This is a genomic window from Nostoc sp. UIC 10890, assembly GCF_054786515.1.
This window is the reverse complement of the sequence record NZ_JBSGKF010000001.1, coordinates 3,706,501-3,730,181: the sequence shown is the minus strand read 5'-3', so window position 1 is coordinate 3,730,181 and position 23,681 is coordinate 3,706,501. Positions and strand designations below refer to the sequence as shown.

Below are 23,681 nucleotides of genomic sequence, written 5' to 3'. Positions count from 1 at the left end.
AGGGTGTTATTTATAGCAATATTAAACCTCTTGCAAAAGTGCTTTTTGCACTCTTGTGGGAAAAGGGTAAAGGTTAAAGGGAAAGGGTTAAATACAAAACCTTTACCCTTTCCCCCCTTTCCCTACTTCTGCAAGAAATCTATTGAGTAAGGGAAACACCCTCAAGGTATGGGCAAAGTTGCTCGGATGCTAATGGCTACTCCATTTACAACAGTGCAAAGCTGGTGGAGAAAAACCTTTTCTGCACCAACAACAGATGAAATCAATCCTCTTTACAAAGCTTGGCGTAACCATTTTTTGTGGCAGAGATTACGTTTATGGTTATGGCTGGCGCTGATTTGTCTGTTGTCTTTTACTTTGCGAGACATTTACGGCTTGTTTTTCCCTTTTCAAGAGTTGCAGCAGTTGCCAGAAGTAGTTAGAACTCAACGTATTGTAATTAATGTTGCAATGCTCATGAGTATACTGGTCTGCTTTGCCTTACATAAAACTAAGTTAGGTCGTCATCGTCCAGATTTATTATTTTTGGGGTCTTCTTGGTCAATTAGTTTAGCATCGCAGTTGTTTGCAACTCTTACAGGTTTTGCACTACCCGATACCATCGGTTGGTCGCTGCTATTCTTGAGCCAAGCTGTGTTGATGCCCGTCTGCTCGATTCTTCACTTGCTGACTCAAGTGAGTGTGCTGCTTTACTATTTTGGTGTGAATACGGCACTTGGACTAGAAACACCGATTCCTGAACACCCAGGAATATATAATGTAACGTTCATTTTATACATTTTTTGGTTTTGTACTATATGTGATATTGGTGTTTATCTGTACGATCGCCTGCAACGTTCTGAATTTTTCGCCCGTCAAGAACTGGAATCTGCCTATCAAAAACTCAAGGTTGCAGAAGCTAAATATCGCACCATTTTTGAAAACGCCGTTGAAGGAATCTTCCAAAGCAGTCCCGATGGACGTTACATTACGGCAAATCCCGCTCTAGCCCGTATTTATGGCTATTCTTTAGTGGAAGAGGTGACAGCACATTTAACTGATATTGAACAATTGTATGTTGATCCGAATCGTCGGGCAGAATTTGTGCGCCTGATGGAAAAGTATGGCAGCGTTTCAGAGTTCGAGTCTCAAATTTATCGCCGAGATGGGAGTATTGTCTGGATTTCAGAAAAAGCCTACGCAGTCCGTGACGAACAGGGAAAATTGCTTTACTACGAAGGTTTGATTGAAGACATTACCCAGCGCAAGCAAACTGAAGAAGAACTACGAGTATTTTTCCATGCAGTTTCCCACGACTTACGCAACCCAGTGCTGGGTACTGTAATGGTATTGAAGAATTTGCTAAATCAGGGAGTGGGGACTGGGAATCAAGGACAAGGAGGACAAGGGGGGATTATTGATGAAGTCTCTTCCCAATCCCCAATCCCTAATCCCCATTACCCCTTATCCCCGGAGGGGGCCCCACCTTCCCCAATCCCTGTTTCACGCTCTATTTTAGAGCGGATGATTCAAAGTAGCGATCGCCAACTGAACTTAATTAATTCGTTGATGGAAACTCATATCAGTGAAATGCAAGGTGTTGTTTTACAACGTCAAGCCGTACAATTACTGGCAGTTATCGAAGCTGCGATCGCAGATTTAGAGCCATTATTAGCACAAAATCAAGCCAAGCTGACAAATCTAGTATCCGCAGATTTGCCATTAGTGAATGCTGATCCCACGCAACTATGGCGAGTGTTTTCTAACTTAATTGTCAATGCTCTAAAACACAATCCCCCGGAATTGCTTTTGACAATCAACGCTACCCATAAGGATGACAAAATTTATTGTACTGTTAGTGATAACGGCGTGGGAATTAGTCAACAACAAAGCGATCGGCTTTTTGACCTTTACTTTCGGGGTACAAGTATCCGCAATTCTGTAAGTTTGGGATTGGGGTTGTATCTGTGTAAGCAAATTATCCATGCTCACGGTGGCGAAATTGGCGTAAACAGTGCATTGGATGCAGGGGCAACTTTCTGGTTTACATTACCTATTAGCTAAGTACTGAAAAAAGAATGCGACAAATAGACAATTTGTAGAGACGCGATTCATCGCGTCTTTTTGCAAGTTAAAGAATATCAAGATAATGATAGTAAGCAATCGCTAGAATGAAGCTTATATTCCTGAATTCAAGTTTCAACTATGATAGCCTCACCCCAACAAAACTACGTCACTGTTGAAGAATACCTCCAAATGGAGGAACAGAGCAATATCAAGCATGAATATATAGACGGCTACATCTACGCAATGGCTGGAGCGCTAGATCCACACGTTACCATTGCTCTTAACCTGGCATCTCTCCTGCGTAATCGTATGCGCGGCTCTGGTTGTCGTGTTTACATCGCTGACATGAAAGCCAGAATTGAATTTCTGAATCGCTTTTATTATCCCGATGTGATGGTTACTTGCGATCAACGAGATCGAGAAACGCCAGGTTATAAAAGATTTCCCTGTTTAATTGTCGAAGTTTTATCTAATTCTACCGAAGCCTTTGACCGAGGCGATAAATTTGCCGATTATCAAACACTAGAAAGTCTGCAAGAATATGTTTTAATTAATACCAAACGTCAGCGAGTCGAGTGTTTTCGCCGCAACGAGCAAGGGTTGTGGGTTTTACAATCCTACACAGCAGAACATCAATCATTTCGACTCAACAGCGTGGATTTTGAGGAAACAATGGCAGCACTTTACGAAGATGTAGTTTTTGAATAATCAATTATTATAGGGTATTCGACGCAATATTTAGTAAACTATATAACTGATAAGCCTTGAAGGCTTCCTAACCAGGTGGAAGCGTTGATGAAAGCAGGCACAATTGATTAAATAAAAAGTTATGGCGCTCATAGTTCAGAAATACGGTGGTACATCTGTCGGTTCAGTGGAACGTATTCAAGCTGTTGCACAGCGTGTTTATAAAACTGTTAAAGCTGGAAACTCTCTTGTCGTAGTGGTTTCGGCAATGGGCAAAACCACCGATGGACTCGTCAAACTAGCTAATGAAATTTCTCCAAATCCTAATCGCCGGGAAATGGATATGCTGCTTTCTACTGGCGAACAAGTAACGATTGCCTTACTCAGCATGGCTTTGCAGGAACTCGGACAACCAGCAATTTCCATGACTGGCGCTCAGGTAGGAATTGTTACCGAAGCTGAACACAGCCGCGCTCGGATTTTGCATATTGAAACTACTCGCCTCAGTCGCCACATAAATGAAGGTAAAGTAGTTGTAGTAGCAGGGTTTCAAGGCACATCCAGCACCGGAGAGATGGAAATTACGACTTTGGGGCGCGGTGGTTCTGACACATCAGCAGTGGCGATCGCAGCCGCATTAAGAGCGAACTTTTGCGAAATTTATACAGACGTTCCAGGTATTCTCACTACAGACCCCCGCTTGGTTGCTGAAGCCCAGTTAATGGATGACATCACCTGCGATGAAATGTTGGAATTAGCTAGCTTGGGCGCAAAAGTACTGCATCCCCGTGCTGTGGAAATTGCCCGTAACTATGGTGTTCCCCTTGTAGTTAGGTCTAGTTGGACGGATCAACCAGGTACTTGGGTGACATCAGCCAAACCCCAAGGGCGATCGCTAATCAATCTAGAAATTGCCCGTCCAGTGGATGCTGTAGAATTTGACACTGACCAAGCGAAGGTTGCTTTGTTGCGCGTACCTGATAGACCAGGTGTTGCAGCTAGATTATTTGGCGAAATTTCTCGGCAAAAAGTAGATGTAGATTTGATTATTCAGTCAGTTCATGAAGGTAACAGTAATGACATTGCCTTTACTGTCACCACACCAATATTAAAACGGGCAGAAGCAGTAGCAACTGCGATCGCCCCAGCACTAAGAAGTCAATCTAACCCCAAATCGGAAGAAGCCGAGGTAATGGTAGAACATAACATTGCCAAAGTCAGCATTGCAGGCGCAGGAATGATTGGGCGTCCTGGTGTCGCTGCAAAGATGTTTGCCACATTAGCTGAAGCAGGCGTGAACATTCAAATGATTTCCACCAGCGAAGTGAAAGTAAGTTGCGTAGTCGATGCCAACCAATGCGATCGCGCTGTCTTAGCACTCCGTACCGCCTTTGAGATCGAAGCAGGGCAGCAGGGGAGCAGGGGAGCAGGGGAGAGTATGTGTATAGATTCCCCTCTGCCCCTCCGCCCCTCTGCCCCTCTGCCCAATTGTCCTCCCGTTCGCGGCGTTGCCCTCGACTTGAATCAAGCGCGTCTTGCTATTCGCCAATTGCCAGATCGTCCGGGGATGGCGGCAAAATTGTTTGGATTATTAGCACAACATAATATTAGTGTTGATATGATTATCCAATCTCAGCGCTGTCGGGTCATTGATGGTGTTCCCAGACGAGATATTGCCTTTACAGTCTCGCGGATAGACGGGGAAAATGCCAAAAAAATGCTTACCCAAATAGCGGCAGAGTTAGGATGGGGTGAAGTTGTTTTAGATAGTGCGATCGCTAAGGTGAGTATTGTCGGTGCAGGTATGCTCGGACAACCAGGTGTTGCCGCTAAAATGTTTGAAGCTTTAGCCCAACAACAAATCAATATTCAAATGATTGCCACTTCAGAAATCAAAATTAGTTGTGTCGTGGCCCAAGAGCAAGGTGTTAAAGCTTTGCAAGCAATTCATGCAGCCTTTGAACTGGCTGGTAGCGAGAAATTTGTAATTCCAGCGTAGAACCTGACTCATTTCATATCCGCTTGATTAGAATGGCACTAAGATAAGCCCAAAGTCTTGTGTTGCCTCGTTCCCAGCCTCTAGTCTAGGAAGCAGCCAAGGCAAGAACTGTGTCTTAACTTAGCGCCATTACACTTAAGCTATAATCAAGCAATTTATCAGACTATATTTATATTGATGAATAGTCATTTCCTAGATGGACATTACCGAATACTAAAAGTTCTCAATGATGGGGAAAAGGGGAAAACCTATCTAGTTGAAGATACTAATCTTCCTGGCAGCGAACTTATAGTAAAGCAATTATGTCCTCCTAATAAAAATTCCCAAACTTTAACAATCCTAAGCCGCTTGTTTGCCAGTAAAGCAGCAACTTTAGAAAAACTAGGACAGGAAAACGATAAAATCCAAAAGCTAGTTGCTTATTTTGAAGAAAATGAAGAATTCTATATAGTCCAAGAATTCATCCCTGGCAATTCTTTAAGTGACGAAATTATCCAGGGACAACCTCTAAGTGAAGACCAAGTAATTAGTTTTTTGTCAGAGATATTAGAGATTTTGGTTATTGTACATAGCTATGGTGTGATTCATCGCGATATTAAACCAGCAAATATTATTCGTAGAGAATCAGATAAAAAGTTAGTTTTGGTTAATTTTGTTACTTTTAATGAAGCCATCACTAATAGCGTTGATAATCTTGAGTATATGCCGATAGAACAAGTTAACGGCAACCTCAAATACAACAGCAATATATATGCTTTAGGTATTGTTGCGATCGCAGCACTTCTAGGTTTAACTGCAAAGGAAATATCTAATTTACAAAGTCAGAAAAATAAGCTGACAGGTGAAATAGTTTGGCGTCCCAAAAATCTAAAAGTTAACAGAAAGTTAGAAAAAATTATTAATAAAATGGTACGTTTTGATTATCGTAAACGCTACCAGTATGCAACCGAAGTTTTAGATGATCTGAAAAAATTAACAAATGTTGAAGATCCGCAAAAACAGGATGATAAAAAATTATTACTAGTTCTGACAGGGATAGCTGGTTGTATCGCACTTGGTATTGGAGCGTGGATTTTACAATTGCCAAAACCTGTAAGTGATGCTCAAAAAACATTATACCAACAGGGAGTAAATAAATATGAATCAGGAAACTATGAAGGAGCAGTTAAAGATTTCAATCAGGTTATTGAATTAGATCCGCAAAATGCTTTGGCTTATAATAAGCGAGGCGATGCTTATTATCGATTAGGAGACTATGAGCAAGCACAAGCAGACTCTAGCCAAGCAATTTTACTCAATCCTCAAGATGCCAATGCCTATTTTGACCGAGGATTTGCTTTTTATGGATTAAGTAAGTACAAAGAAGCGATCGCAGACTATACTCAAGCGATTAAGTTAAACTCAGAGAATGCATACTCTTACTATGGCCGGGGATTAGCTCGTTCTCAAGTGAAGGATAATAAAGGAGCAATTGGAGATTTTAGCAAAGCGATCGCTCTTAAGCCTGAGTATACCGAAGCCTACTTGCAACGAGGTATCCTTCGCCGTCGCCTCAAACAAAGACTTGCAGCAATTCAAGATTTTGACGCAATAATTAAAATTAATCCTAGTGATGCTAAAGCTTATTATCAAAGGGGTTTAACTCAATCTGTTAATAAACAGAAATATGCAGCACTTAAAGATTACGCAGATGCAATCAACATCAATCCCAAATATATAGAAGCTTTTCTTAATCGTGGTGATATTTACAGTGAGTTGGGAAATAAAGTAGAAGCTACTGAAGATTACAATACTATTTTACAGATTGATCCTAAATTTATTGCAGCTTACATCCACAGGGGTATTCACCGTTTTTCTTTTGGAAATTATAAAGGTGCTATTGAAGATTACACCGAAGCATTAAAACTAGATACTAATAATGTAGCAGCTTACAACAACCGTGGTAACGCCTATCTCGAACTGGGAAATACAAAAGCTGCAAATCAGGATTATTCACGAGCGATCGCAATTAATGCTAACAATGCCTTAGCCTACTATAACCGGGGTATAATTCGTACCAAACAGAAAAACAAACAAGGAGCGATCGCAGATTTCAAAAAAGCTGCAAAACTATTCCAACAGCAAGGAGAAAAAGATAGTTATCAAGATGCACAGAGAGAAATTGCCATTCTGCAAAATAAGTCAGCACCAGCGCCAACTACTCGCCCTAAATCTGGGAAAAAAGAAAAAACTTGAGCTAGTAAAAGGGACTGGGGATTAGAGATTGGGGACTGGGTGTAAAATCGAAAAATTATGGTGGTGGGTAATGAGCAACCACCAAATTTTAAAAAACAATTCCTAGTACGTCAGTACCCAGTACCGGAGCGGCCTTCCTCCCTCACCAATGACGAATGACAAAGGACAAATGACAATCATTACCAGTTAACTTTATTTACGCCCACCTACTTAATACCTACCATGAGTTACCGGATTTTTTTATGACTCAATTAGGATTGTTATATGCTAACTCTCTTCACTTTTTATCCAGATAACCTGGAATTATTCACTAGCAATGATGTCGATAAGGTACTGGCAAGAATTGATGGTTCTCACAATATTTGGTTGCGCTGTATCCACTTCCGCGATCGGACTGGAACCGCCAGAATTGTCAAGCATTTTGGACTAAATCCATATCGGATTGAGATGATTTTTAACCATTCCTCTGTAGGAATCGATGAAGATGTAGAAGATTGTTTATTTGACAGCTATGAAATTCTAACTACTCAAATAAAAAATAATGAATTTGAGGTTGCCTGTGGCAATATTGTGGTTGGAAATAATTTTATTATCACTTTTGAAATCACTGAACTAAAAATTTTAACCAATCTAGCAAATAATTTACAAAAGCGAACTCCAGATATACCAAACTTGGGAATTGACTATCTTTTTTATCTCATTTTTAAATATGTCTTGAATAATTATGATAATGTATTTGATTATATTTCTAGAAAACTTGATGATTTAGAAGATGAAGTTTTAGATAATTCGGGTGATGAATCAACGTACAAAAAAATTGCCACAATGAGGCAATCTACTCGTTCAGGACGCCGTAATTTTCAAAGCATCAAGTTACTTATGGCTATGATGAATAACGAAGATTTCCAATGGATCACCCAGCCAGTGAAGGAACTCTTCAATCAAGAATTAGTTCATCAGGTTGATAAACTCTGGCAAGAATATCAATCTCTAAGAGCCTGGATGTCAGAATTAATGGAAATTCAACGCGATAATATTGCTAGCAAAACTGGTGAACGAATTAATCGTCTAACTATCCTCTCGACCATATTCTTACCAATAACTTTCATGTCTGGTTTCTATGGTATGAACTTCAAATATATGCCGGAATTAGAGCAACCTTGGGCTTATCCTGCTGTGATCTGTATGATGGCATTAATTGTGATTTGTAGTATTACTTATGCTAAAAAACAACGTTGGTTGTAGAGAAAGGGAATTGGGAATATTGCTATATGCTTTCTGTAAGTAGACTGAATCAACTCTCAATCGGTAAATAAACGTGAATATACCATTGATTATTCGTGCTGAAGAACACAACGAGAAAACAGCGATTGCTACAACAGATGGAGCATTTACTTATCGGGATTTGCTTCACACTTCTAGTCAAATAGCAACAAGCCTTCTTCAGAATACAGAAGATTTACAGGAGCAGCGAGTTGCCTTTCTCATCCCGCCTGGGTTTGAGTATGTAGCGACTCTATGGGGGATTTGGCGGGCTGGTGGCATAGCTGTACCTCTGTGTGTTTCCCATCCACGCCCAGAATTGGAGTATGTAATTACCAATTCTGGAGCATCGATTATTGTTGCTCATCCTAATTTTGAGGCTATATTGCGTTCGCGCAGCGTCTCCGCAGGAGAATCGCTAGCCCAAGAACACAATTTGCGATTTATCCTCACCTCAGAAACTCTCCCATCTAATATTGGTCGCCTCCCAGATATAGATATCACTAGACGCGCTTTAATTCTCTACACCAGCGGTACAACAGGTAAACCGAAGGGTGTAGTTACAACTCATCAAAATATTCAAGCGCAAGTGACTAGCTTAATCACCGCTTGGGAATGGACATCGGATGATCGCATTTTACATATCCTGCCACTACATCATATTCATGGAATTATTAACGTCCTGACTTGTGCTTTATGGGCTGGCGCGGAGTGCGAGATGTTAAGCAAATTTGACGCCCAAACCGTTTGGAAACGAATTTGTGACGGTGACTTAACCCTATTTATGGCAGTACCAACAATTTATGTAAAGCTGATTGCTGCTTGGGAAACTGCTTCTAAGGAACGCCAAAAAACTATGTCAGAAGGCTGTGCTAAAATGCGCCTGATGGTTTCTGGCTCGGCAGCATTACCAGTTCAAGTTTTAGAAAAGTGGCAAACCATCAGCGGCCATTTTCTGCTTGAGCGCTATGGGATGACGGAAATCGGTATGGCGTTATCGAACCCTTTACACGGTGAACGGTTGTCTGGATATGTAGGAAAGCCACTACCTGAAGTTGAAGTGAGATTAGTGGATGAGAACGGGGAGTTAGTTCCAGCCGCAACACCAGGAGAGATTCAAGTTAAAGGCCCCGGAGTGTTTTTAGAATATTGGCAAAACCCCCAAGCAACCGCCAAAGCTTTCCAAGATAGTTGGTTCCGTACTGGAGATACCGCCGTAGTTGAGAATGGTAACTACCGCATTCTCGGACGGATGAGTGTGGATATCATCAAAACCGGAGGGTATAAAGTTTCAGCTTTAGAAATTGAAGAAGTATTGCGATCGCATCCAGATATTCAGGAATGTGCAGTGGTTGGGGTTGCCGATCCGGAGTGGGGTGAACGGGTTTGTGCGGCGTTAGTATTGCAAGGTTCTGAACCTTTAACATTAGAATCTTTTAGGAGTTGGGCAAAAGAACGATTGGCGGTTTATAAAGTACCAACCCAAATTTTACTAGTTGAAGAATTACCGCGCAATGCAATGGGGAAAGTGACTAAGCCGACAGTGGTCGAGCTATTTCCAGTCTAGTGATCAAAAATCAGAAGCAGTTCGACATCGCAAATGCGTGTATATTGTGGAAGTATGTGATGTCAATTGTGGTTGAGTTCTAAGCAGTGAAAGACTGCCAGAAAGTGTAAAAACCAAATTTACCGACATATACATCAAAACTATTGTTAAAATCCAAATAATTTTAAGTTAATATTCATACCTAACTCCTATGAGAGAAACTGTCCTAGAGGTTCGCAATCTCCAAGTTGAATTTCCCAGTGATGGCAATACTGTCAGAGCTTTGGATGGTATTTCTTTTGGGTTGCATCGAGGTCAAACTCTAGGAATAGTAGGAGAATCTGGGAGTGGTAAATCAGTGACAGCCCTAGCTGTGATGGGTTTGTTACAGACTCCCGGTATAGTTACTGGCGGTGAAATTTGGTTTCGTCCTCAAGAAAACGCCAACCCTATAGATTTGGTAACATTGCCTCCTGAGCAAATGCAGTTACACCGGGGTGGCGACATCGCCATGATTTTTCAAGAACCGATGAGTTCGCTCAATCCTGTTTATAACATTGGGTTTCAGCTAACAGAAGCGATTATGCGGCATCAAAATGTGTCAGCCGCCCAAGCCCGACAAATTGCGATCGCAGGTTTACAAGAGGTAAAACTTCTACCTAGCGATGAGGAGATCCAACAGCAGTATACCGAAACTTCATCGAAACTAGAACCATCAAAGTTGGCACAGTTGGTTAAAGAACACAAAGAAGCCATGTTAGAACGCTACCCCCATGAACTTTCTGGGGGTCAGTTGCAACGGGTGATGATTGCAATGGCAATTTCTTGCAACCCATTAATCTTAATTGCTGATGAACCAACCACAGCTTTAGATGTGACGGTGCAAGCAACTATTTTGGAGTTAATGCGAGAATTGCAGCAAACCCGTGACATGGCAATGATTTTCATCACTCACGACTTGGGGCTAATTTCAGAAATTGCTGACGAAGTAGCGGTGATGTATAAAGGCAAAGTTGTCGAATCTGGTACTTCTGGGCAAATTTTCAGCAATCCCCAGCATCCATATACTAAAGGTTTGATAGCTTGTCGCCCCACACTTAACCGCCGTCCCCAAAAATTACTCACCGTTTCTGACTACATGAGTGCAGAAGAGACACCGACGGGACAAATAGTAATTCAGGCGAAAGAACCCGCACAACCTACAGAAGTCACCACTGAAGAGATTGCTGCAAGATTAGCAAACTTCAATGAAAAGGAACCCCTATTGCAAATCCGCAACCTGAAAGTTGGTTTTCCAGTGCGCGGGGTGTTTGGTGGGACAAAACGCTACAACATGGCAGTGAATGGCGTTTCCTTTGATGTCAAACCAGGGGAAACAGTAGGTTTGGTGGGAGAATCTGGTTGCGGTAAAACCACCCTTGGTAGAACCTTGCTGCGATTAATTGAACCAATGAGTGGTCAGATTATCTTTGAGAAACAAGATATTACTACCCTCAAAGGAGAACCGTTGCAAAAACTGCGGCGAGAAATGCAAATAGTTTTCCAAAATCCTTTCAGTTCCCTCGATCCCCGGATGAAGGTTGGGGACGCGGTGATGGAACCGTTGTTAATTCACGGCGTTGGGAAGACAAAGCAACAACGACGCCAACGGGTAGCTGAACTTTTAGAAAGGGTAGGGTTGAGTGCAGATGCAATTAACCGCTATCCTCATCAGTTTTCTGGCGGTCAACGCCAACGGATTTGCATAGCCCGTTCTTTGGCATTAAATCCTAAATTTATCATCTGCGATGAATCAGTTTCAGCGCTGGATGTTTCGGTACAGGCGCAGGTATTAAATCTCCTCAAAGAATTACAGTCAGATTTTCAGCTTACTTATATTTTTATTTCTCACGATTTAAGTGTGGTTAAATTTATGAGCGATCGCATTTTAGTCATGAATCGCGGTCAAATTGTTGAAGAAGGCACAGCCGAAAGCATCTACCTGGAACCCAAAGAGGAGTACACGCAAAAATTAATTGCTGCGATTCCTACTGGTAGTGCTGAACGGGTGCGAAGTCGTCATTTGAAGGCTTTGTAGAAATAGAATTCAGGAGTCAGGAATCAGGAGTCAGCATGAATTCTGTACGAGGGGTGGATAGCAAGTCCGCTAGCGTCCTAATAAACGGCGTTTTTGCATCCCCACTAAAATAACGTGAGTTCGACAAGTCTTATTTGACCTCTCCCCCAACCCCTCTCCGACACGGAGAGGGGAGCAAAAAGCTGAATTTTTCGTTGCTCCTCCCTTTCCGTTTCGGAGAGGGAGGCTGGGAGGGAGAGGTTCATCGAACTCACGTTAAAATATGCAGATTTAGTTGTCTTGATTCTGACTCCTGAATTCTGAATTCTGACTTCTGAATTCTTTTTTAACAAATATTTGTACAAACAAAGTTAATTACATCTGCAAGTCCAGACTGAGTTTTTAAATTAGTAAAAATAAAAGGTTTATCACCGCGCATTTTTTTAGCATCTCGTTCCATCACACTTAAATCTGCACCAACATAAGGTGCTAGGTCAATTTTGTTAATCACCAACAAATCAGATTTAGTAATACCGGGGCCACCCTTGCGGGGAATTTTATCACCTGCTGCAACATCGATGACGTAAATCGTTAAATCCACTAATTCTGGACTAAAGGTAGCAGCTAAATTATCGCCACCACTTTCCAAAAATACCAAATCTAAATCGAGAAAACGTTCCTCTAACTGTTCAATTGCTGCCAAATTCATCGAAGCATCTTCGCGGATAGCAGTATGAGGACAACCGCCAGTCTCTACACCCAAAATGCGATCGCTAGCCAATGCCTGAGAACGCACTAAAAACTGAGCATCCTCCTGAGTATAAATATCATTCGTCACCACCGCAATCTGATACTGCTCACGCAATCCCTTACACAAAGCATCCACCAAAGCCGTCTTCCCCGAACCCACCGGGCCAGCAACTCCCACTCTAAATGTATTCATTCTTATTTGTCCTTTGTAATAATTACAAATTACGAATTACGAATTACGAATTATTTTGACTAACTCCTAAACAACCTTGTATACTGCGTTTCGTGTTGCATACTTGCCAGCGACAAACCCCAACTACAACAGGCGAGTTGATCGTCCTCCAACGTGAGAATTTCCAACGCCGCAGCACTGAATAATGGTTGCAAATCTAGCAATAACTGCTGTCCTGCTGTTTGTCCAAGGGGAATAAGTTTCACGCCAGCAGTGATCAAATTACTTGCCCAACTATGCAGATATGCGAGTAATGCGGCTTGGATGCTGATTTGCCAATGGGCAACGGCAATACCAAAAGCGATCGCATAATTGCAAGGATTACCCACAGCATTAGCAATAGGTATAATCTGAGGTTCTAGTTTACCAAGTAATTGGATGAGCGATCGCCCCATCTGCCAACTAGAGGCGCGTAATTCTTCTGTTTCCCTAGCGGCGGATAACCACAGATTCCAACGGCATAGCGACTCTACATCACCTATTTTTGCAGCTTGCTGCGATCGTACCATCACCGCCGCCTCTAACCGAATTGCTCCGCAGAGTAACTCCGCTTTTAACCAAAGTTTGAGATGTAAGGGGTTGGTGATAATACCATTTTCTACTAACGTTTCCAAGCCTTCAGAATAACTATATGCTCCCACAGGCAAAGCGGGGCTAGCCAGTTGTAAAATACTCAAAAGATGACTATCAGTGAGCATGATGGTGTTGTCCATAAGCTCCTAATTCGGGCTGAAATGGTAGAATTTCCTCTTTAACTTCTAACCCTAATTGTTCCAACATCGTGCGTAAAACCGAGTCTGAAGACAAGCGTAAATAAGTTGGAGTAATTTCTACAGGTACATGACGATTTCCTAGATGGTATGCCGCCCGTAATAATAAAAGTGGTGTTTGGGCAAAGGCAGTCAGCACTAGTTCTGGTTTGGCAGTAATTCTGATTAAACTGCTATGAGTTTCTTCTTGCAGAATATCGCCATCGTGTAAAACAGTTCCTCTGGGTAAATGTAAAAACACAACTTTACCATCTTCAGTTTCAAAGCGATGACGACTGCGAGTCCGTTCTTCTGCTGTCAGCGCCAGAGTAAAAGTAACCGCAGCATCGCTATTAGGTGGTTTAAGTTCGGTAAATGTCAGCATACAGAGTTTCGCTTGAACTTTTGTTTTTCATTATGGTTCTAATTTAAATACCATAACTGCCTTGTCCAAAGGAAAGATAAAATTAAATAAAGAAGGCAGCAAGCCAAACGGGGACAATCATGAACCAAGCCATTGAGGGAGTACGCTGGACAATTCACGATACTACTAAAGATTAGGATACCACAGCAAGAATAAAGCCAATATTGCGGGTAGTGATTGGATTAAAAATGCTGTTGGACGTTTCAAGGTAATGCTACCAAAAATGCCTGCGATCGCTACACAAATTAAAAAGAAAATCACAATCGATGAAGGCTCAACTTGTGGAACCTTTTGTGAGATAAATAATCCCCAGATTAAGCCAGCAGCAATAAATCCGTTGTATAAGCCTTGATTTTGAGCAAGAATTGTAGAAATTTGCTCTGGAGTGAAATCTCCGACTATTCTTTCCTGAACAAACTTTGTCTTCCAGAAAAACATCTGCACAACTAGAAAAAGGATATGTATGAATGCAATAATGCCTATGAGTACCTTGACAAATACTTCCACGGTTACTGGTCTCCTAGAATTTAATTTTTAACAGACTATACTAGTAAATCAAACCTCGTTATCTTGAAAATATAATTTAGGACTTACGCAAAAATAATTGAAAAGCTTATTATTCCGTAGTGGTAATTCATGAATTACCACTACTTACGACGTATTTTGCATAAGTCCTATAATTATTGAATTTCAACTTTTGCAGATTCAATATTCAGATGACTATACTGAGATGAGAGATTTTTTAATTCTTCCATATTTTCTACATATTGAGCATCTATCAGTAAATTACTAGCTTGGGCTTGTAGTAGGCGATAACTCCCAGCTTTTTGTTTGACTGGAAAGGCATTACCAATGGCTTGAATAGTTATGATTACTGCCCCTAAAACACTAGTGGCAACTTTTTTATTTTGCTCATCTATTTGGTTTAAAGAAGCCAAAATAGTAATCATTAAAGTGAGAATGATAGTGGTAATTGTTAAACTTGCATCCCAACTTCCATTGATTCGTCTGAGTCTGCTAGTATGGTGAGTTAGTTTCTTAATGTCATCCTGTAATTTTTTTCTTTGATCTTGAAAATCTTGCACTTCAGCCTTCTCCTATATATGAAAATACTTTGCTTAATTCGATGGGTTGAGACTCTATTGATACCCCGAACTAGATCGCTCTGTCAGTAAGAAAAAGTGTGCTAGTTTATGTAAACAATTGTAAACTTTGCCATAATCTTCCCAGCAAGACCAGACAAGTTAAATACTTAAACGATACGTGGATCTGGTTGAGCGATGACAGGGGAAGAGGCACTCAAACTAGTCGATGCTGTTTTACGCTCTACGGTCTTGGAGCAAGGACTAAATGATATTCAGTCTGTAGTCTTTCTCGAAAGTTGGGTTGGACGCACTTATGCGGAGATTGCGGATAAACTAGGTTATGATTGTGACTATGTTAAACAGGTAGGTTCGCAATTGTGGCGATCGCTTTCCCAAGTCATTGGCGAAGAAGTCTCCAAAAAAAATATCAAAACTATTCTGCATCGCTATCAGCAATCCCAAACCAGTACACAAGATTGGGGAGAAGCCGTTGATGTTTCCCGATTTTACGGTCGCCAAACAGAACTGCAAACTTTATCAACATGGATTGGCAAGGAGCATTGTCGTTTTGTCGGGATTTTTGGACTCGGTGGAATTGGCAAAACTACTCTCTCGGTGAAACTTGCCGAGCAAATTCAGTCCCAGTTTGAATATGTGATTTGGCGTAGTTTACAGCAAGCATTGCCACTAAATACTTTACTGGGCGAGATTTTGCCGATTTTAATGGGTTCAGAGGCAACAATCGATAGTTCAATTAATCTTTTGATGAAACAATTGCAGCAAAAGCGTTGTTTGTTAGTTCTTGATAACGTCGAGTCAATTTTACAAAGTGGAAACCGAGGGGGAGATTACCAACAAGGGTTTGAAGCATACGAACAACTATTTGGGCGGATCTGCGATGAACTCCACCAAAGTTGTCTGATTGTCACTGGACGAGAAAAACCGGGTAAAATTGCAGTGAGATCGGGAGAAAACTTACCAGTGCGATCGCTCTGTTTGTCGGGACTATCAGTAATAGAAGGTGAGCAAATACTGATCGCTAAAGGGTTAGATAAAGCACCTCAACATCAAAACTTGGTCAATTACTTTGGTGGTAATCCACTCGCCCTCAAAATTGCCGCAACCGCTATTCAAGATATATTTTGTGGTGATACACAAGCATTCTTGGCACAAGGTAATACCCTTTTTAGCGATTTATGGGACTTACTCAAGCAACAGTTTGAGCGTTTACCGCCTCTGCAACAACAGATTATGTACTGGCTAGCGATTAACCGAGAAGGAGTAACGCCAGCGAAGTTACAAACCGAAATATTGCCGCAAGTCTCTTGGCGAGAACTCTTGGAAGCCTTGGAATCACTCAAGGGACGCTCTCTCGTGGAAACAAGAACCACAGGGTTAACGCAACAACCCGTAATCATGGAATATGTTACAGAACAATTTATCCAAACTATTGAGTGGGAACTTACTACAGGCGAACTCAACTTATTCAGAACTCATGCCTTAATTAAGGCCCAAACTCAAGACTACGTGCGCGAAGCACAAATTCAATTTCTTTTGCATCCCTTAGTGGAGCGACTTTTAACCCACTTCCACACACAAGCCCAACTTGAGGAACACCTTTGCCAAATTTTAGCTAAATTGCGATACCAAGCAGCAGTGCAAACAGGCTATGCAGGGGGGAATCTACTGAATCTATTTTCTCACTTGCAAACCGATCTGAGTGGCTTTGACTTTTCTTATCTGGCTATTCGCCAAGCTTACTTAGCCAATGCTACATTGCACAACACTAATTTTACTGGCGTTAATATTAGCGAAACCGTCTTCGCCGAAACTTTTGGTGGTGTACTCAGTGCTGCTTTTAGTCCAGATGGAGAGTATTTAGCTACCGGTGATACCAAAGGTGAAATTCAAATTTGGGATAGTGGCACTGGCAAACAACTAATTCGTTGTCGGGGACACCAACATTGGACATGGGCTGTAACTTTTAGTCCAGACGGGCGGTATCTGGCTAGCGCTGCTGATGATTATTTAGTGAAGTTATGGGATGTGGAAACTGGGCAATGTCTGCACACATACAAAGGACATACATATTCAGTTAATGCCGTTGCTTTTAGTCCTGATGGTAATATCCTTGCGAGTTGCGGTCAAGATTTAACTATTCGTTTGTGGCAGGTTGGATCAGAAAAGCTTAAGGGAGAAGTTCAGACTTTAGTTGGTCATGAAAGTCGAGTGTGGGCGATCGCTTTTCACCCTGATGGTCAAATTCTTGCCAGTTGTGGAGAAGATTGTACAATTCGCTTGTGGGATATAACTACTGGTACGAACCTTGGTATTTGGCAAGCACACGATCGCTGGGTGCGATCGCTAGCATTTAGCCCAGATGGTCAGTTACTCGCAAGCAGCAGCTATGATAACACCATCAAACTTTGGGATCTTCAAACCCAGGAATGTCTTCAAACCTTACGCGGACATCGACAGACAGTAACAGCGATCGCGTTTAGTCGAAAGGGTCAACAGTTGGCTAGCAGCAGTTTTGACCGCACTGTAAAATTATGGGATGTCGTCACCGGAAATTGTCTGAAAACTTTTCTCGGTCATACTAGCCGAGTTTGGACGGTTGCTTATCATCCCAATGAGCAACAATTGGTCAGTGGTGGCGATGACCACGCCACCAAACTATGGAATATTCAAATAGGACGCTGCACAAAAACATTCAAAGGACATACCAATAGTGTATTATCCCTGGCTCTAACTCCAGATTGCGACTATCTGGCAAGTGGACACGAAGACCAAACAATTAAGTTATGGGATATCAAAAACGGTATCCTAGTGCAAACATTACGGGAACATACCAACCGCGTATGGTCGGTGGCGTTTCAACCTAATAGCCAGCATCCTTTACTCGCCAGTGGTAGTGCAGACCATAGCATCAAATTATGGGACTGGAAGTTAGGAACCTGTCTACAAACATTACACGGCCATACTAGTTGGGTTTGGACAGTTGTTTATAGTCCAGATGGCAAACAGTTAGCCAGTAGCAACTATGACCAAACCGTGAAACTTTGGGATATTAGCACAGGTGAATGCTTGAAAACTTTCAAAGGACATACTAGTTCAGTTGTTTCAGTCGTCTTTAGTCCAGATGGTGAACTGCTAGCAAGTAGTGAGTTTGACGGGATGATTAAGCTGTGGGACGTTAAAACTGGAGAATGCTGGCAAACTTTAACAGGACACACCAACAGCGTGTGGTCAGTTACCTTTAGCCCTAACGGAAAGTGGTTACTAAGTACGAGTTTTGACCAAACCCTCAAACTTTGGTTAGTTTCCACAGGAGAATGTTTCCAAACTTTTACAGGACATGAAGGCCCCGTTATGGTGGCGCAGTTTAGTCCAGATGCTCAGTTTATTGTTAGTGGTAGTTTAGATCGCAATCTGAAACTCTGGGATATTTCTACAGGAGAATGCGATAAAACTTTGGTGGGTCACTCAGAGCTTATTTATAGTCTGGTGGTAGCTTCTGTCCCAATTGAAGATGCAACTTCTGCTAGACTGACTGCTTTCAGTGGTAGCTTAGACGAAACTCTCAAAGTCTGGGATTTACAAACTGGTAAATGTGAGCAAACTTGGAGAGCGCCTCGTCCCTACGAAGGTATGAAGCTTGAACAAATTCAAGGGTTAACAGAAGCTCAATTGGCAACTTTGCAGGCTTTAGGTGCTGCTACTTAGGGTCTGCTGAATAATGATAAAACGTTGATTTCTCAATGCTTTGGGGCTATTTTTGTAGAAACAGGTGCAAGTAAATTGGGGTATCAGGCTGAAAAATCTTGCATTTCTCATGGATTAGGTCACAAAAAAACACCAAAAATCAGGATGAAACTATTGCCTGTTGCCTATTCCCTATTGCCTACCCCAGCCATCAGACTTTTTCAGCAAGCCCTACTTAGTAGTTTGTCAAGCCAACTTCAATACGATTCAAAGACCAAATACTCAACTTAGAGCCAAGGCAATGGAATTCGCGGCTACTCTTACGAGAACGCTTTCAGCGTTAGCGACGTTCGCGTAGCGTCTCGCAGAGAAGGAGCGTCACCCGCAGGTTAAGAAATTGAAACCCACGGAGATGGGTAAAGCCTCTTGTAGCTGCGGTTTCTAACCGCCCTTTTATAAATTTAAAGGGACGACTCCAACAGGTGAAATCGTCCCTTTAAACTTATCAAAGTGAGATATTCTTTATCTGCTTACCCTAGAAGGTTCAACCCACTCATCCCAAGAGCTATCGTAGCCATCATAAGTAATTTTATAAAGATCGTTACTAACTTCTAAAACCTGCCCTTGATACCATTTTCCCTTCCACAAAATTCTCACTGCATCTCCAGCTTCAAATGATGCCCGAAAGCGTCCAGTGCCAACCCATTCATTCCAGGAGCTATCGTAACCTTCGTATGTAATATAGCAATTATCATTATTAACCTTAAGTACCGTTGCCGGATACCATGCTTCCTTCCAAAGAACCTCAGCCTTTTGTCCTACAGAACAAGGTGAAGCAGCAAAAGCGCTAGGAATTAATGTTCCTACCCAAGTTGCCATGAATATGGCGCCAAACAATACTTTGTTTTTCATGATTATTTCTATCCTCAAACAGTAAAACCAAATTTTGATGATGATTGATGAAAATCTACTTCAAAATTTGCAACTAACTGTTACTATTTTCGTAGGATTTGTTTAGCGATCGCCTCAGCAAAAATTATGAATTTTCACCGCCATTTGTGAAGATATTGCATCTAAAATTAGCAGTAGCTATCGATTTTACTTACTTGAAATTCTTAGAACCCTAACTTCTTCAAGAAGCTAGGGTTCTATAATGCTATGGTTCAGAAAAACACTTTTCTTTGGGTTTGTTTGTTGTAGCATTGATTCGCACAGATTCAGGCGATCGCCTTTTTGATTATTTCAAACCCGGAGAGTGAACTAAATAATTAATAGAGCAGGCTTTTCGGCTTACCTCACAACACTTAACTCCTAGTTTCGATATCGTATAAATTGCAGAGGGTGAGGAGTTTTTGTTTGAGGCGATCGCGCACATTCTCTGGTAATATCACTACACAATCTGGCGCATACTGCATGACTTCGCGACTAAACCAAAATGTACTAGATACTCGCCTGACAACTCGCCTGACTCGCGCTTTATCTGGTATCCACTCATTAATATTGTCTTCTGGTTTAGCTTGATAGGCAAAAGCCAAACCAGCAAATAGATGCATTTCCACTTCAATCTCAGCCAAATTTGATCGCCACTCACCAGAAATTGGCATAATAGCAGCTTCTGTAATCCTGTCTAATCGTAAACTCCAGTTGTGAACCAGTTCTGGTATATCAAAGTTTCCTTCTGTCTCTTCGCACCAGCAATCAAGATATACCCGCTTTTCGTGGGGTGTAACTTTGGCGTGGCGAACGGTAAAATTAAACACACGCTCTGCTGCATCTTGATAAGAAAGCTGAAAAGGCTGTTCGCGTAAGATGTAGCGGTCTATTTCTAAGCGCCAAGGTGGGGGTAAATTCTCTAAGAAACGTTCGATTTCGCCCCGCAACGGTAATGATAATTCGCTGCGTTCCAGAAGTAAGTTTGCAATGATTTGGGCTTGTTCAATTTGCCCGATGTCTGTCAAAGCATTGATACATCTATGTAATGCCCTGATGCGTGGTTCTTTCCAATCGTTATTGTTACCAATGAGTAACTGACGTTGAGCGATCGCTTCTATCAGTTTAGAGATATTTGGGCGCTCGCCCCACATTATACCGAATTCTAAGGCGATCGCTTCAAGCTCGGCTTTATCATGTTCTGATATCGACAGTGTAATAGATTGACCTTTTCGACTCATATTTTATACGGACACTTTTATACGGATATATCTTGGCAACTTCTATTTTGCATGGCATTATAGGGAATAACAACGAGTTACGGACAGTTTTTAAGTAAATTGAAAAACTCGCACCATTGGTGCGAGAAATAGCCTGAAGATGTTTTATACCCATCTGAAAAACTGCAATCAATGGTTGCAGAAATTTATGAGTGGTATTTCTTAGCACATATATAAAAACTGCCACCATTGGTGGCAGAAATTGATTAGATTTACTAAGTCTGTCATTCTTTTTGCATAAAAATTACGATAAACCAAGCATTTGTAGGGAATTTTAAAGGATATGTCCGAAAATTACAGCATAAATCTCAAACCTGTTTATTCTCAAACCGTCCCTACACCTGACGGGGTGAAATTACCTAAAGATTGGTCGCTTTCTTGGCATCAAGTGGAAACTTCGGAGGCGTTGCGCGATCCAAATATTGATATAGTGTTCAACACTGCCATAACTGGGGATGGTAAAAGCTTGGCTGCTTTTCTTCTGGCTATGACAGATGGTGTATCCACAATGGCAACTTACCCGACTAACGAGTTAGCGAGAGATCAGGAAAAGCAAGTACAAAAATATAAGGACGAATTTCAACCAAAGAAAAACCCACAGATTTATCGTCTGAATGCAGCTATTCTGGAAGATTTTATCGAAACAAATAAATTACCAACTAAACAGTCTGGATTAACTAATCTTTCCAACCAAGCAGAAATTTTGCTGACTAATCCCGATATTTTTTACTATATTCATGATTTTCGCTATCTTAGGCGTTTTAAAAAAGATGGAAAAACCAAGGGAGAAAACGCCAATAAGCTATTCAGTAAAATAGATGATAACTACAATTTGTTTATATTTGACGAGTTTCATGTATTTTCCTCGGCTCAAGTTGCAAGTATCTTCAATGCAATATTGTTAATTAAGCATACCGTTCCAGGCAAGAAATTTTTGTTTTTATCGGCAACACCAGATGATTTATTGCTAGATTTTTGTGATAAATCTGGCATTAATTATAAAGAAATTAATCCAGCCAAAAAAGAAAAATATTGTTTTTCAGAGAATGGCACTCAATGGCGGCAGATTAGTCAACCAATAACCTTATTTTTTCCGCAAACACTAGAACCTAATTTCTCATCTAGTTATGATTGGATAATAGAAAATTCCGAATCAGTAATTTTAAAGTTTTTTCAAGATTATCCAGGCAGTAAAGGCGCAATTATTCTCAACTCGATTGCTGCGGTTAAGAAACTAGTTAAGCATTTTAAAAATATTTTTAAACCTTTAGATTTAGAGGTTAGAGAAAATACGGGTTTAACTGGTGAGACAGAAAAAGCTGAATCAGTTGCAAAAGCGGATTTACTTATAGGAACATCAACTATTGATGTAGGTGTAGATTTTAGAATTAATTTTTTGGTATTTGAAGGTGCTGATGCAGGTAATTTTATTCAACGCTTTGGCCGGATAGGCAGACACAAAGATTTTCACCCTCATCCTTATCATGCTTATGCTTTGATTCCCAAATTTATTGTTCAAACATTATTCAAACCTGATTCAGACTGTTTGCAAGATAGCAAAACTTACGACCGAGTAAGCTTTACACAAGTTATTCGTTCAAGTTACCCATTTGTAAATGAATTTAAGCAATACCCTAAACGCTGGGGTGCTATTCAATCAGCTTGTGTTCATCAAGAATTAAGACGGCTGACTCATCAATATCCTGATGCAGAGAAAAACTTTAAAGAGACTATTGAAAAAGCACTTGATGTAAATATTTGGACAAAATATGGACAAATTAATCAATGTTTACAAGAAAATAAAATTAACAAAAAAATCATTGATGAAGCACGAAGTTTTCGGGGAAGTAGTCAGTTATATTGTGCAATTTATGATTCAACAAATCCACAAGAACCAGAAAATGAACGTTTTAAAAATTATAACTTACCGGGTATTCTCAGCAACTTTAAGTTTGAATGGATGGATAGAAAGGAATTTATACAACAAGCTGAAAAATCTAAAGTTACAACCACTCGTTTTCAAGAAGCTTTATGCTGTTTGAAACTGACTGGCTACCGAGAAGTAAGAGAAGACTGGAAGTTTTACTATCCAGAAGATATCAGCGAAATTGCCAAATCTGGTAAAGTACAGGTTCTAAAAGGTTTAGAAATTCGCCAACCCCACGGTAGCGGAATTAATAAAATAAGTGATGCTGTATCGGGTAGGGGTTTAGTATGCTTTCTTTCAGATTGCGATCGCACTTACCTCAGAGCAAAGTTAGGTTTACCTATCCACTTTCAAGCATACTCCTTAGCAGATAAATATAGTAGCGACGATAAGAAGTCACCACCGTACACTATAGCATTTGGTAAATCTGCACTAATGCTGGAAACCTTACTTTGGTTTCGGAAGCCGAAAAAGGATGATGGCTGGATTTGTTAGAAAGTTATATAACATCAAATTTTGGGAATACTAATGCTTGAAGATGATTTGCTTTCTCGAATTTCGATTGATCCAAACATCTGTTTTGGTAAACCCTGCATTCGCGGACATCGTATTTGGGTTTCTTTAATTTTAGATTTATTAGCTGGTGGATAAAGTATTGAGAGCATTTTAGAGGCGTATATAGGTATAGAACGAGAAGATATTTTAGCGTGTATTGCATTTGCTGCTAAGACAATTAAAGATTTATATAGTGAATATGGAGAATAGAA

General features: G+C 40.9%; 16 protein-coding genes and 1 pseudogene. 10 read left to right on the top strand and 7 right to left on the bottom strand.

The annotated features are described in order from the left end of the window. The first annotated feature begins 192 nt into the window (after window positions 1-192). The 7 genes from ACWATR_RS15185 (at window position 193) to ACWATR_RS15155 (ending at window position 11,853) form a co-directional block, all read left to right on the top strand. Window positions 193-2,043 carry a PAS domain-containing sensor histidine kinase gene (locus ACWATR_RS15185; protein WP_460333767.1) on the top strand — a complete coding sequence of 617 codons (1,851 nt, stop codon included), beginning with the start codon at window positions 193-195 and terminating at the stop codon, window positions 2,041-2,043. Between the two features lie 141 nt (window positions 2,044-2,184). Further along, window positions 2,185-2,754 carry a Uma2 family endonuclease gene (locus ACWATR_RS15180; RefSeq protein ID WP_460333764.1) on the top strand — a complete coding sequence of 190 codons (570 nt, stop codon included), beginning with the start codon at window positions 2,185-2,187 and terminating at the stop codon, window positions 2,752-2,754. A gap of 121 nt (window positions 2,755-2,875) precedes the next feature. After that, on the top strand, window positions 2,876-4,732 hold the full coding sequence (locus ACWATR_RS15175; RefSeq protein ID WP_460333761.1) for an aspartate kinase: 1,857 nt from the start codon (window positions 2,876-2,878) through the stop codon (window positions 4,730-4,732). 177 nt (window positions 4,733-4,909) lie between these two features. After that, entirely contained in the window at window positions 4,910-6,967 is a 2,058-nt protein-coding gene (locus ACWATR_RS15170; RefSeq protein WP_460333758.1) for a tetratricopeptide repeat protein, read from the top strand. 264 nt (window positions 6,968-7,231) lie between these two features. After that, on the top strand, window positions 7,232-8,212 hold the full coding sequence (locus ACWATR_RS15165; RefSeq protein ID WP_460333755.1) for a magnesium transporter CorA family protein: 981 nt from the start codon (window positions 7,232-7,234) through the stop codon (window positions 8,210-8,212). A 73-nt stretch (window positions 8,213-8,285) separates the two neighbouring features. Then, window positions 8,286-9,797 (top strand): acyl-CoA synthetase, encoded by a 1,512-nt coding sequence (locus tag ACWATR_RS15160; RefSeq protein ID WP_460333752.1) that lies wholly within the window; start codon window positions 8,286-8,288, stop codon window positions 9,795-9,797. Window positions 9,798-9,987: 190 nt separating this feature from the next. Then, window positions 9,988-11,853 (top strand): ABC transporter ATP-binding protein, encoded by a 1,866-nt coding sequence (locus ACWATR_RS15155; protein ID WP_460333749.1) that lies wholly within the window; start codon window positions 9,988-9,990, stop codon window positions 11,851-11,853. A 325-nt stretch (window positions 11,854-12,178) separates the two neighbouring features. Here ACWATR_RS15155 and ureG read toward each other — a convergent pair whose 3' ends face one another. From ureG to ACWATR_RS15130, 5 genes are all read right to left on the bottom strand, one after another. Next, window positions 12,179-12,775: an urease accessory protein UreG gene (gene ureG, locus ACWATR_RS15150; protein ID WP_181932755.1), complete on the bottom strand. Its 597-nt coding sequence runs from the start codon at window positions 12,773-12,775 to the stop codon at window positions 12,179-12,181. A 59-nt stretch (window positions 12,776-12,834) separates the two neighbouring features. Further along, window positions 12,835-13,527, bottom strand: a complete 693-nt coding sequence (locus ACWATR_RS15145; RefSeq protein WP_460333745.1) for an urease accessory protein UreF — start codon at window positions 13,525-13,527, stop codon at window positions 12,835-12,837. Next, window positions 13,502-13,948 (bottom strand): urease accessory protein UreE, encoded by a 447-nt coding sequence (gene ureE, locus ACWATR_RS15140; protein WP_460333742.1) that lies wholly within the window; start codon window positions 13,946-13,948, stop codon window positions 13,502-13,504. The genes ACWATR_RS15145 and ureE overlap by 26 nt, the downstream gene beginning before the upstream one ends. Before the next feature lie 165 nt (window positions 13,949-14,113). Then, window positions 14,114-14,494 carry a DUF1304 domain-containing protein gene (locus ACWATR_RS15135; RefSeq protein ID WP_460333739.1) on the bottom strand — a complete coding sequence of 127 codons (381 nt, stop codon included), beginning with the start codon at window positions 14,492-14,494 and terminating at the stop codon, window positions 14,114-14,116. Between the two features lie 173 nt (window positions 14,495-14,667). Further along, on the bottom strand, window positions 14,668-15,072 hold the full coding sequence (locus tag ACWATR_RS15130) for a hypothetical protein (RefSeq protein WP_460333736.1): 405 nt from the start codon (window positions 15,070-15,072) through the stop codon (window positions 14,668-14,670). A 195-nt stretch (window positions 15,073-15,267) separates the two neighbouring features. Between ACWATR_RS15130 and ACWATR_RS15125 the strand changes: the two genes are divergently transcribed. Next, window positions 15,268-18,798 (top strand): WD40 domain-containing protein, encoded by a 3,531-nt coding sequence (locus ACWATR_RS15125; RefSeq protein ID WP_460333733.1) that lies wholly within the window; start codon window positions 15,268-15,270, stop codon window positions 18,796-18,798. Window positions 18,799-19,299: 501 nt separating this feature from the next. Here ACWATR_RS15125 and ACWATR_RS15120 read toward each other — a convergent pair. Both ACWATR_RS15120 and ACWATR_RS15115 read right to left on the bottom strand, forming a co-directional pair. Further along, window positions 19,300-19,689 (bottom strand): agenet domain-containing protein, encoded by a 390-nt coding sequence (locus ACWATR_RS15120; protein ID WP_460333730.1) that lies wholly within the window; start codon window positions 19,687-19,689, stop codon window positions 19,300-19,302. A gap of 392 nt (window positions 19,690-20,081) precedes the next feature. After that, window positions 20,082-20,948 (bottom strand): WCX domain-containing protein, encoded by an 867-nt coding sequence (locus ACWATR_RS15115; protein ID WP_460333727.1) that lies wholly within the window; start codon window positions 20,946-20,948, stop codon window positions 20,082-20,084. 322 nt (window positions 20,949-21,270) lie between these two features. Here ACWATR_RS15115 and cas3 point away from each other — a divergent pair, with 322 nt between their 5' ends. Together cas3 and ACWATR_RS15105 are read left to right on the top strand one after the other, a co-directional pair. Continuing rightward, entirely contained in the window at window positions 21,271-23,409 is a 2,139-nt protein-coding gene (cas3, locus tag ACWATR_RS15110) for a type I-D CRISPR-associated helicase Cas3' (protein ID WP_460333725.1), read from the top strand. A gap of 33 nt (window positions 23,410-23,442) precedes the next feature. After that, window positions 23,443-23,679, top strand: a pseudogene (locus tag ACWATR_RS15105) (DUF433 domain-containing protein). Window positions 23,680-23,681: the final 2 nt, after the last annotated feature.